Origin of the sequence: Kitasatospora sp. NPDC018619 (assembly GCF_044391605.1) — a bacterium.
In the GTDB taxonomy this organism is placed as follows: domain Bacteria; phylum Actinomycetota; class Actinomycetes; order Streptomycetales; family Streptomycetaceae; genus Kitasatospora.
Map to the genome: position 1 here is coordinate 26,642 of NZ_JBISAI010000024.1, position 11,765 is coordinate 38,406.

General features: G+C 73.9%; 9 protein-coding genes. 5 read left to right on the forward strand and 4 right to left on the reverse strand.

The window, feature by feature from the left end:
- Positions 1-4: 4 nt before the first annotated feature.
- Positions 5-325 carry a hypothetical protein gene (locus tag ACH5AR_RS29380; protein WP_396304557.1) on the reverse strand — a complete coding sequence of 107 codons (321 nt, stop codon included), beginning with the start codon at positions 323-325 and terminating at the stop codon, positions 5-7.
- Between the two features lie 184 nt (positions 326-509).
- Here ACH5AR_RS29380 and ACH5AR_RS29385 point away from each other — a divergent pair, with 184 nt between their 5' ends.
- The 4 genes from ACH5AR_RS29385 to ACH5AR_RS29400 all read left to right on the forward strand — a co-directional run bounded on the left by ACH5AR_RS29385 (position 510) and on the right by ACH5AR_RS29400 (position 7,907).
- Positions 510-836: a winged helix-turn-helix transcriptional regulator gene (locus ACH5AR_RS29385; RefSeq protein WP_396304617.1), complete on the forward strand. Its 327-nt coding sequence runs from the start codon at positions 510-512 to the stop codon at positions 834-836.
- Between the two features lie 573 nt (positions 837-1,409).
- Positions 1,410-2,864 (forward strand): TIR-like protein FxsC, encoded by a 1,455-nt coding sequence (locus ACH5AR_RS29390; RefSeq protein WP_396304558.1) that lies wholly within the window; start codon positions 1,410-1,412, stop codon positions 2,862-2,864.
- Entirely contained in the window at positions 2,861-6,871 is a 4,011-nt protein-coding gene (gene fxsT / locus ACH5AR_RS29395; protein WP_396304559.1) for an FxSxx-COOH system tetratricopeptide repeat protein, read from the forward strand. Before ACH5AR_RS29390 ends, fxsT begins: the two co-directional genes overlap by 4 nt.
- Positions 6,872-6,938: 67 nt before the next feature.
- The gene (locus ACH5AR_RS29400) at positions 6,939-7,907 is read left to right on the forward strand and encodes a 2-hydroxyacid dehydrogenase (RefSeq protein ID WP_396304560.1); all 969 of its coding nucleotides are present in this window, start codon (positions 6,939-6,941) and stop codon (positions 7,905-7,907) included.
- Positions 7,908-7,914: 7 nt separating this feature from the next.
- On the opposite strand, the gene ACH5AR_RS29405 is transcribed toward ACH5AR_RS29400, so the two are convergent.
- From ACH5AR_RS29405 to ACH5AR_RS29415, 3 genes are all read right to left on the reverse strand, one after another.
- A complete protein-coding gene (locus ACH5AR_RS29405) occupies positions 7,915-8,811 on the reverse strand; it encodes an alpha/beta fold hydrolase (protein ID WP_396304618.1) in 897 nt (298 codons plus the stop codon).
- Positions 8,812-8,834: 23 nt separating this feature from the next.
- Positions 8,835-9,752, reverse strand: coding sequence for a DUF4231 domain-containing protein (locus ACH5AR_RS29410; protein WP_396304561.1), 918 nt, complete (start codon positions 9,750-9,752; stop codon positions 8,835-8,837).
- Positions 9,753-9,999: 247 nt separating this feature from the next.
- Positions 10,000-10,764, reverse strand: a complete 765-nt coding sequence (locus ACH5AR_RS29415; RefSeq protein ID WP_396304562.1) for a sugar isomerase domain-containing protein — start codon at positions 10,762-10,764, stop codon at positions 10,000-10,002.
- Between the two features lie 220 nt (positions 10,765-10,984).
- On the opposite strand from ACH5AR_RS29415, the gene ACH5AR_RS29420 reads away from it, so the two are divergent.
- Positions 10,985-11,677: a metal-dependent transcriptional regulator gene (locus tag ACH5AR_RS29420; protein ID WP_396304563.1), complete on the forward strand. Its 693-nt coding sequence runs from the start codon at positions 10,985-10,987 to the stop codon at positions 11,675-11,677.
- Positions 11,678-11,765: the final 88 nt, after the last annotated feature.

Below are 11,765 nucleotides of genomic sequence, written 5' to 3' on the forward strand. Positions count from 1 at the left end.
GTGCTCAGCGGCCGAGGTCGAAGGCCGCCAGGGCCTGGCCGAAGGCGAAGGTCTGCATCACCGGGCCGTGCGAGGACAGCCGGCGGCCGGTGACGGAGCGCAGGAAGGTGCGGCGGCCGGTGGTGATGTCCAGCAGGTCGGACCAGCTGATCCGCAGCACGTGGGTCGGAGCGGCGTCGGTGGCCCGGCCCTGCGGGTCGAGGGTCACCTCGGTGTCGGGGTCGCTGAGGACGAAGCGGACGGTGGCGCCGGCGGCGGCCCACTCGGGGGCGGCCTGGGCGGCCGCGGCGAGGGCCGTGACGGTCTTTTCGGGCGAAATGGTCATGGATATCCCCTGGAACGTGGTGATCGGTCGGGAAGTGGTGATCGAGGAGGCCCCAGTTATAGAGCAGGACCGTGATCCACTTCACCGTGACGACCGCACCCCGGGGAGTTATGGTTACCCCCAAGTAACAGCCGGTCCACGGGGGGAGACCGAAATGAATGGCGACTGCCTTGCGCGTCTGGTAATGGATCGCATCGGCGAGCGGTGGACGATGCTCGCGTGTCAGCAGATTTCCGCCGGTGCCCGACGATTCTGCGATCTTAAATCCGGCATGGAGGGCGTTTCGGGCAAGGTGCTCTCCGAGACGCTGGTCCGCCTGGAGCGGGACGGTTTCATCGAGCGCAGGGTCGTGGGGAGCCGGCCGCCGGCCGTGATCTACGAGCTCACGGCCCTGGGGCAGGGGCTGCTGAGGCTCGTCGAGGGCATCGTCGCCTGGGCGGAACTGCACGGCGAGTCCATCGAGCGGGCGCGTCGGGCGTACGGGCCTCCGGAGCTCGCCGCCGTCGGGTGACGGCGTGCGCCCCGGCCCGGGCGGGTGGGGCCGGGGCGTCGTGGCGGTTTCGTGCAATCGGGCGAAACATTGTGGAAATGTTTCTTCACGTGCGCCGCTCCGCGAATAGCCGCCGCGGCGGTCGGGCCGATCCCATTCCGGTGCCCGGGCCGCGTGCCCGGCAGCCGGTCGAAAGCCTTCGGGCGGAATCGGAAAGGCGGCTGAATTGTCCGGCTTTCCCGCTCCCGGCCCCGCGGAGGGCGGCGCCGGGCGACGAAGCGGGCGAACGCGAGCCGGCCCCGGGCGCCCCGGCCCCGGCGGCGCGGACCGGGTTGCCCCCGGACCGCGCGTCCGCTCGCGGCCGGTGCCGACCGTTTCCGGTCGGGGCGGTCCGCGGGTTCCCTCCCGGCGGTGGTGCGCGCGGGCCGGAACGGGGGTACTGCTCCCTGTGCACGGGCGCGGCCTCGTTTCGGTCATGTCAATTCGTGCGAGACGTTGTGCTATTCCATTGGGGTGTCAGTCGTTCCTACACTGAAGCCCCGCCGCACGGGGGCTGCGGGAGGCAGGTTGCCGACGGGCCCGGGGGAGGCGCGTGTGACTGACCGGGGCTGGGAAGAGGACGACGCCCGGCCGTACTTCTTCCTCTCCTACGCGCACACCCCCAAGGCCGGCGCGCGGGGCGCCGGCGATCCGAACCACTGGGTCAGACAGCTGTACCGGGACCTCTGCGAGGCGGTGCTCCAGCTCACCACCGTCCCGGACGGCGCGGCGGTGGGCTTCATGGACGAGTCCATGCACCAGGGCGAGTTGTGGGCCGAACGGCTGTCCGAGGAGTTGGCGACCTGCCGGGTCTTCGTCCCCCTCTACTCCCCGCGCTACTTCAACAGCGTTCCGTGCGGCCAGGAGTGGCACGCCTTCACCCGCCGGCCGGTCTACCCGGCGAACCTCGACTCCGAGCGCACCAGCGGCATCGTCCCGGTGCTGTGGGCGCCGATGAGCCGCTACCGGCTGCCGAACGTGGCCAGTGAACTCCAGTTCAACCACGCGAGCTTCGGGCCCGAGTACGCCACCGAGGGCCTCTACGCGCTGATGAAGCTCAGCTACTTCCGCCCCGCCTACGAGCTGGCCGTGCACCGGCTGGCGGCCCGGATCGTGCAGGTCGCCGAGGAGACGGTGATCCCGGTCGGGCGGCGGCTGGAGTTCAACACCCTCCCCAGCGCGTTCAACGTCACCGCCCCGACCAAGCAGCTGCGCATCTCCGTCCTGGCCTACCACCAGAACGAACTGCCCGCCGACCGCAGCCCCGACTACTACGGCGAACGGCGCACCGACTGGCACCCGTACCGGCCGGTCGGCACGCCGATCGCCCAGCACGCGGTGCGCCTGGCCCGGCAGTTGGGGTTCCAGCCGACGGTGCACGAGTTCGACGACGAGGTCGAGTCGATCACCGCCGGCAACGCCGAGGCGCCCGGCCTGCTGCTGCTCGACCGCTGGGCGCTGCGCGACCCGGACCGGCGCGAACTGGTCCGGCGCTTCGACCGCTCGGACGCGACCTGGGTGAGCATCCTGGAGCCGTTCAACGGCGACGACCCGGAGTGCGCCGGGCGAGCGGACGAACTGGGGGACCTGAGCGACGAGACGCTGCGCATGACCCGGAGGGCGAGCCGGCCGAGCTTCCTCGGCGCCACCGGCCCGACCGGACTGAGCAGCCTGGAGGACTTCGACGAGGCGCTGCCCCGGGCGGCGATGAGGGCCAAGTACGCGTTCGAGGGCCGCACCCGGGCCGAACCGGAGGAACCGCCGCCGCCGCGGCCGAGCCTGCGGGAGGCGTTCCGCCGCCCGGGAGGCGGGTACGGACCGGACGGGGCCCCGGCGGACCCCTTCGAGGACCCCGGTGGCGGCGACCGGGACGACGGCGACGCCCGTACCACCAGCACCACCCGCCGGCGTCGGCACGACGGCAGCGACCCGCACCGCGCGCACGACCCGTACCGCGACGACGGCGATGAACCCGATGACGGGACGGCGCCCCTGGGAGGAATGCGATGAGTGACGACAACCGCACCAGGAACCTCCGCCTCGGCGGGCTCACCGCCGCCGACCTGGCCGCCCAGCGGGAGGCCGCGCGGCGGGCGGCGGAGCAGGACCGCAACGGCCGGATCATCACCTTCTACTCGTACAAGGGCGGCACCGGCCGCACCATGGCGCTCGCCAACACCGCCTGGATCCTGGCCGCCAACGGGTTCCGGGTGCTCACCGTGGACTGGGACCTGGAGGCGCCCGGCCTCGCCAGGTTCTTCCACCCGTTCCTGGACCCGGCCTCGCTGGCGGGCACCACCGGCATGATGGACCTGATCGCCGAGTACCGCGAGGAGGCGCTGCGCCCGGTCGAGCACGCCGAGGGCTGGCACCTGGACTTCGCCCGGGTGCACCCGCACGCGCTGTCGCTCACCTGGCCGCACTTCCCGGCCGGCGGCAGCCTGGACTTCCTCTCCGCGGGCCAGTTCAACCGCGACTACTCCGAGGCCGTCACCCACCTCGACTGGGACATCTTCTACGACCGCTTCGACGGCGGGCAGTTCTTCGACGCCCTCAAGGCCGACATGGCCAAGCGCTACGACTACGTGCTGATCGACTCCCGCACCGGCCTGTCCGACATCGCCGAGATCTGCACCGTCCAGATGCCCGACGACCTGGTGGTCTGCTTCACCCTCAGCGACCAGTCCATCGACGGCGCCTCGCGGATCGCCCAGCACATCCACGACCGCTACCGCGAGCGCGGCATCCGCATCCTGCCGGTGCCGATGCGCATCGACGAGGGCGAGAAGGAGAAGGCGGACGCCGGCCGGGCGCTCGCCCGGGTGCGCTTCGACGGGCTGCCGTCCGGCTTCGACGGCGAGGAACTCGCCCAGTACTGGGGCTCGGTGGAGATCCCGTACCGGCCGTTCTACGCCTACGAGGAGATCCTCGCGACCTTCGGCGACCAGACCGGCACCCCCACCTCGATGCTGGCCGCCTGCGAGCGGCTCACCGCCATGATCACCGAGGGCCGGGTGAACGGCCTGCCGCCGATGGACGAGGAGGTGCGGCTGCGCTACGTGGACGCGTTCACCCGCCGCCGCCCGTCCGTGCCCGCCGACCTCTACCTCTCCTACGTCCCCGAGGACCGGATGTGGGCGGACTGGATCGAGTCCGTCCTGACCAGGGCCGGCTTCCGGGTGCTGCCGCGCGACCTCAGCGCCGGCACCGACCCGCGCGAGGAGACCGAGCGCGGCATCGACTCCGCGTACCGGACGGTCGCCGTGCTCTCGCCCGCCTACCAGCGCTCCCCGCAGGCGCGGGCGCTGTGGGAGTCGGTGGTCAGCTCCGACCCCTCCGGCACCCGGCGCCAGCTGCTGCCGGTCCGGGTCGGCGACGTCCGGCTCACCGCGCCGTTCAGCAACCGCAACCCGGTCGACCTGGTCGGCCGCGACGAGACCCAGTCGATCCAGAGCCTGCTGCGCGCGCTCGGCCGCGGCGACACCCCGCTCGGCGACGCGCCCAGCGGCGGCCCGCGCTTCCCCGGCAGCAAGCCCTCGGTCTGGGACGTCCCGCCGCGCAACCCCTCCTTCACCGGCCGCGCCGCCGTCCTGGAGCAGCTGCGCAACCAGCTGCGCGGCGGCATGGCGGCCGTGCTGCCCACCCCGCAGACGCTGTACGGGCTCGGCGGCGTCGGCAAGACCCAGGTGGCGCTGGAGTACGCCCACCGCTTCATGTCCGACTACGACCTGGTGTGGTGGATCGACGCCGAGCAGACCGAACTCGTCGCCCCGGCGCTGGCCGAACTCGCCCGGCGGCTGGGGCTGCGGGTCGGCGACTCCGTCACCGAGGCGGCCGAGGCGGCCCGCGAGGCGCTGCGGCGCGGCGTGCCCACCTCCCGCTGGCTGCTGATCTTCGACAACGCCGACGAGCCCGCCGAGATCCGCCGGTTCTTCCCCGGCGGCTCCGGCCACATCCTGGTCACCTCCCGCAACCAGGCCTGGACCGGGCACGCCGAGGCCCTGGAGGTCGACGTCTTCACCCGCGGCGAGAGCGTCGAGCACCTGTGCCGGCGCGCCCGCAGCCTCTCCCGCCCGGACGCCGACCGGGTCGCCGAGGCGGTCGGCGACCTCCCGCTGGCCGTCGAGGTGGCCGCCGCCTGGCTGGACACCACCGGCACCCCGGTGGAGACGTACGTCGCCCAGCTGCACGCCGAGGCCGCCCGCGCCCTGGCCGTCGGCCGCCCGGCCGACTACCCGACGCCCGTCGCCGCGACCTGGAACGTGTCGATCGGACGGCTGCGCGAGCAGTCCCCGGCGGCCGTCCGGCTGCTCCAGCTCTGCGCGTTCTTCGCGCCCGAGCCGATCTCGATGAACCTCTTCTACAGCGACCAGATGATCCGGGCGCTGGTGCGGTACGACGCCGACCTCAGCGACAAGTTCATGCTGGGCAAGGTGATCCAGGCGATCGGCCGGTACGCGCTCGCCAAGGTCGACGCCGGCAGCAACAGCTTCCAGGTGCACCGGCTCGTCCAGGCGGTGATCCGGGCCGGGATGACCGCCGAGGAGCAGGAGATCGCCGTCCACGAGGTGCACCGCATCCTCACCGGCGCCCGGCCCGTCCTCGGCGACACCGACGACCCGGCCAACTGGCCCGCCTTCGACGAGATCTGGCCGCACCTGTCCCCCTCCAAGGCGCACAACTGCGACGAGGCCGACACCCGCCAGCTGCTCATCGACCGCGTCCGCTACCTGTGGAAGCGCGGCGAGCTCGACCGCGCCCGCGACCTGGGCCACGCCCTGGACGTGGAGTGGACCGGCAAGCTCGGCGAGGACGACCGGCAGACCCTGCTGCTGCGCTTCCAACTCGCCAACGTGCTGCGCTCCCAGGGCAACTACGGCGAGGCGCTGGCCCTGGACGAGGACACCCTGGAGCGCCAGCGGGGCCTGCTCGGCGAGCACCACCCCTACACCCTGATGACGGCCGGCTCGCTCGGCGCCGACCGCCGGGCGCTCGGCCGGTTCCAGGCCGCCCTCGACCTCGACCGCGAAATCCTGGACCAGTTCCGCGAGTTGTTCGGAGACGACAACCCGCGCACGCTCTCCATGGCGAACAACCTGGCGATCGACTACCGGCTGGTCGGCGACAGCGAGGCCGCCCGCGAGCTCGACCAGGAGACCCTCGACCGGCGCACCGCCGTACTCGGCCCCAAGCACCCCTACACCCTGTCCACCAAGTCGAACCTGGCCCGCGACCTGCGCGAACTCGGCGACTACCGCGGCTCGGTGGACCTCCTCCAGGAAGTCACCTCCGACCTCGGCGACGTCCTCGACCCGGACCTCCCGGAGAACCTGCGCAACGCCAAGTCGCTCGCCGTCTCGCTGCGCCGGATCGGCCAGCTCGCCGAGGCCCGGCGGATCACCAAGGAGACCTACGAGCGCTACCTGGAGCGGTACGGCGCCGACGCCCCCGACGCGCTGGCCTGCGCCCTCAACCTGGCCGCCGACCACAGCGCCTCCGGCGACAAGGAGGCCGCCCGCGACCTCTGCGCCACCGTCTTCGAGGGCCACCGGCGGCTGTTCGGCGACGAGCACCCGTTCACCCTGGCCTGCGCCAACAACCTCGGCATCTACCTGCGGGGCAGCGGCGACGTCCAGGGCGCCATCGAGCGCGGCCGGCTCACCGTCGAGGGGCTGACCCGCTCGGTCGGCCCGGACCACCCGTACACCCTCAACGCGATGATCAACCTGGCCAACGCCTACGCCGACGACGGGCAGCTGGACCGCGCCGAGCGGCTCGGCCGGGCCGCGTACCAGGGGCTCTGCGACCGCTACAGCGCCCAGCACCCGGACGCGGTGGCCTGCGAGGCCAACCTGGCGATGACCCTGCGGGCGGCCGGGCGGCACACCCAGGCCGCCGAGCTGCGGGCGCGGGCGATCGCCGAGCTGATCCGGCAGTTCGGCGAGGAGCACCCCAACACCGTCTCGGCGCGCGGCTGGAAGCGGATCAACCGGGACCTGGAGCCGCAGCCGGTCTGACCGGCGACCGGGGAGGACGCCGGAGGACCGGGGCGGGGCCGTGGCGGGGCGGGTACGCTCCAGGACCATGAGTGACACCCCGCCCCCGGTCCTGGTCACCCGGCGCCTCGCCCCCGGCGTCGTCGAACGGCTCACCGCGCACCACGCCGTCACCTGCCACGACTCCGACCGGGCGATGGACCGGGCCGCCCTGCTGGCGGCCGTCCGCGGCCGGCGGGCCGTGATCACCACCCTGGACGACCGGGTGGACGCCGCCTTCCTCGACGCGGCCGGCCCGCGGCTGGCCGTCGTCGCCAACCACGCCGTCGGCTACCACAACGTGGACGTGGCCGCCTGCGCCGACCGCGGGGTGACGGTCACCAACACCCCCGGCGTGCTCACCACCGCCACCGCCGACATGGCGTGGGCGCTGCTGCTGGCCGCGACCCGCCGGCTGGGCGAGGGCGAGCGGCTGCTGCGCTCCGGCGCGCCCTGGACCTGGGCGCCGAACTTCCTGCTCGGCATGGAGCTGGCCGGCACCCCGCTGGGCGTGCTCGGGATGGGCCGGATCGGCCGGGCGGTGGCCCGCCGGGCCCGCGCCTTCGACATGCCGGTCAGCTACCACAACCGCACCGCGCTGCCGCCCGAGCAGGCCGAGGATGCCGACTGGAAGCCGCTGGAGGACCTGCTCGCCTCCTCCACCGTGCTGGTCGTCACCTGCCCGTTCACCGCGGAGACCCGCCACCTGCTGGACGCCCGCCGGCTCGCCCTGCTGCCGCGCGGCGCGGTGGTGGTCAGCATGACCGCGGGGGTGGTGGACGAGGAGGCGCTGGCGGCCGCCCTGGAGTCCGGCGCGCTGTTCGCCGCCGCCGTGGACAACTTCGAGCACGAGCCGTCGGTGCCGTCCGCGCTGCTCGCCCAGGAGCGCGCGGTGCTCGCCCCGCACCTGGGCAGCGCCACCGTGCGCACCCGGCAGGCGATGGGCGGCCTGGCGGTGGACAACGTGCTGGCGGTGCTCGGCGGCGCGGCGCCGCTGACGCCGGTTCAGCGCCCCTGACAGCCGGTCACCGCGCGTGGCGCCGGTACGGGGCCGAGCCCGGGCCGCCCCAGCCGGCCGCCCAGGCCAGCGCCGTGGTCATCACCCGGAACGCCCCGAAGTGCGCGGCGCCGGGCTCCAGGAACAGCTCGGCGTCCGGGATGTGGTCGGCCAGCCAGCGGGAGTGGTCGACCGGTGAGAACTGGTCGTCCGCGCCGTGCCAGAGCCAGGTCGGCACCCGGACGGACTCGACCTCGAACCCCCAGTCGGCGGTGAAGGCCAGCACGTCGTCGATCCAGCCGTCCGCGCCGTGCCGGAACGCCTCCCGGTAGTTGCTCTGGAGCATCCGCCGCAGCCCGCTGTCGGCCACCACCTCCCGGTCGGCGGCGGAGAGTTCGGTGCGCAGCCCGTTCAGCAGCCGGACCGGGTCGTCCTTGATCTGCCGGGAGCGGAACTCCATCGCGTCGGCGATCCGGCCGTGCCCGCGCTCGGCCTCCTGGTAGGCGCGGACGTTGGACGGGGTCATCCCGGCGTACCAGTCCAGGCCGGCCGCGTTGCGCGGCGCGAGGCCGACCAGCACCGCCACCCGGCTGACCCGCTCCGGCAGCAGCGCCGCGCAGGCCAGTGCGTGCGGGCCGCCGCCGGAGCGGCCGAGCACCGCGAAGTTCTCCAGCCCGAACTCGTCGGCGATGGTCCGCACGTCCGCGGCCGCCGCGCTCACCCGGCGGCCGAACAGCCGGGTCGAGTCGCCGTAGCCGGGCCGGTCGTACGAGATCAGCCGCACGCCCAGCCGGTACAGCACGGTGCTGCGCGGGTGTGGGCCGACCCGGCTGCCGGGCATGCCGTGCAGCAGGAAGACCGGACGGCCGCGCGGGTCGCCGATGGTCTCCACGGCCAGGGCGCGGTGGTCCGCCGTCTTGACCATCCGTAACGACACCTGCGGCCTCCTCAGTGCTCCGGGTCGGTTGCGTGCTCCCGGTCGGTGGTGGTGCGCACCTCCCGGCGGGCCTGCCAGGTGGTGTGCTCGCGGGAGATCGCGTCCTCGGCGTCCCGGGCCAGCCGGGCCCAGACCTCCTCGGCCTCCACCGACTCCAGGTCCAGCCGGGCGAGCTGGCGCTGGACCTGCGCCAGCTCCTCGGCGGCCAGGGCGTACGCGGCGGCCAGCGGGCGGTACTGGCGCAGCTGCGCCCAGGCGGCGACCGAGGCGGCCACCGCCGAGACCGTGCCCAGCGCGTCGTAGCCGAACGCGCCGAGCGCCCGCAGCACGGCGAGCACCAGGCCGAGCGCGGGCAGCAGCACGCCGAGCACCCCGGCCCAGTGCCCGGCGCGGGCGCAGTGGCGGGCCTTGGCGCGGTACCAGTCGTGCTGCACCCGGATCCGCTCGGCCAGGTACACCTCGCGGCGCACCGCCAACGGCTGGCCGCGCAGGTCGCGCATCGCCGGGGTGATCTCCACCCCGGCGTCCGGGACGGCCACCGGGCTGTCCCGGAACGCGCCGAGCACCCGGGCGAGCTGGAAGCGGTACAGGCCCTCGGCGTCCGGCAGGGCGCGCGGCGGCGGCTGGTAGGCGTCGGCCCGGACGGCGTACTTCCAGGCCAGCGTCTTCACCGACTCGGCGGCGGCCCGGCCCTCGTACCAGAGGCCCTGCGGGTTCTGCCGGCTGATCACCACCGCCAGCGCGATCGCGCCGAGGTAGGCGACCGCCGCCGACCAGGCCCAGGGCCCGCCGTCGGCCGAGCCGGTCGCCGCGGCGGCGACCAGCAGGACCAGCTCCCAGGCGGACAGCCGGACCGAGCGGCGCTGCCCGCGCAGCGAGGCCGCGTCGGCGGCCCAGAAGAACTCGGGCAGGAGGTCCCGCTCGCGCATCCACCCGGTCCGTCCCGCAACAGACGCCATGTTCGGCCCCCACCAGTCGCTCCGGTCGCACCGCTGTCCTGCCCCGGGGGGCTCGCCGGTACGCCTGGCGACGGCCGGGGCGGCCGGATGTGGCCGGGAAGGCCCGGTCGTTGTCCGGTACTCCCCGTGTTCGATCCGGCACCCAGCGTGCGGGGAGGTGGCGGGGGCGTGCGGCCGTCGGCGGCCGTGCGCGGGCGGCCCCCGCCGCGGGGGCGGCTCAGTAGGTGTAGAAGACCCGCTCGGCGTTCTCGGCCATCTGCCGGGCGTTCCACTCGGTGCCGCCGGGGACGTTGCCGGAGCGGAACAGCGGAGGTGCGGGGCACTCCCCGGAGGCCGCCCGGTCGGCCAGCCGGCCGACCGCGGAGGCGACCACGGCCTGCATCAGCGCGCTGGTCACGATGGTGGAGACCGGGCCGAAGGTGGTCTCGGCGCCGGGGTGGGTCAGCTCGCCGTCACCGACCGCGATCTTGCTGTCCAGCACCACGTCGCAGTGGTCCTTCAGGTAGGTGCCGGTCGGGTGCGCCGAGGGCACCTCCGCGGGGTACGCCAGGGAGGTCACGCCGACGACCCTGATTCCGCGGTCCCGGGCGTACCGGGCCAGCTCGACCGGCATCACCTGGCGGCCGGAGAGCGAGATCACGAACAGCAGGTCCCCGGTGGTGGCCGGGGTCAGGTCCAGCGTGGCGGTGGCCAGCCCGGGGACCCGCTCCAGCGCGCTGGACAGCGGGGCGGGCATCACCGTCACCCCGGCCGTCCCGGGTACGTTCAGCAGGTTCAGCGGGACCAGCCCGCCGGCCCGGTAGACCACGTCCTGGGCCGGCAGCGCGGAGTGCCCGGCACCGAAGGTGAAGACCCGGCGGCCCTCGGCGACCGCCTCCGCCAGCAGCGCGGCGGCGGCCTCGATGGTGTCGGCCTCCTCCTCGCGGACCCGCTGGAGGTGGGAGACCGCGGCGTCGAAGTACCGGCCGACCAGGTCGTTCATCTGCTGCCTTCGCTCTCTGCCGGTGGGGGAGCCGGCCGGGTGGGGTGGTCCGGGTGGTCCAGACCGCCGGGTGAGAAAGCTTCGGCGAGCACGGTCGCGCCCCGGCGGCATCGTTGTCAACAGGAACAAAACCGGCCCCCGCAGCCCCGGGGCGGACCCGGTTGTCGGCCCGGTAGGTCAGAATTGGCGGTGAGGACACCGAAGAACGGAGCCAGCGGCGATGTCTGGGCTGATCGACACCACTGAGATGTACCTTCGCACCATCCTGGAGCTGGAGGAGGAGGGCATCGTCCCGATGCGTGCCCGGATCGCGGAGCGCCTGGAGCAGAGCGGCCCCACGGTCAGCCAGACGGTCGGCCGGATGGAGCGCGACGGGCTGCTCCAGGTCGCCGGGGACCGCCACCTCGAACTGACCGAGGAGGGCCGCCGGCTCGCGGTGCGCGTCATGCGCAAGCACCGCATCGCCGAGTGCCTGCTCGTCGACGTGATCGGGCTGGAGTGGGAGCAGGTGCACGAGGAGGCCTGCCGCTGGGAGCACGTGATGAGCGAGACGGTCGAGCGCAAGGTGCTCGCCATGCTCGGCCACCCCACCCAGTCCCCGTACGGCAACCCGATCCCGGGCCTGGACGAGCTGGGCGACACCAAGGCCGAGGGCGAGGGCTTCGACGCCGGGCTCGTCCCGCTGGACACCGTCAAGCCGGGTGAGGCCGGGGCCGACGTGGTGGTCCGCCGGATCGGCGAGCCGATCCAGACCGACAGCGCGCTGATGAGCACCCTGCGCCGGGCCGGCGTCCGGCCGGGCTCCACGGTCAAGGTGAGCACCGGCGTCGGCGGGGTGCTGGTCGGCACCGGGGACAACGCGGCGGAGCTGGGCAAGGACATCGCCCAGCACGTCTTCGTCGCCCAGGCCTGACGCCCCGCAGCCGTCGGCCGGAAGCCCGGCGCCCGAACGGGCCGAGCGGGCCCGCTGCTCCTCCCCGGCCTCCGGCCGGGGCCCCGAG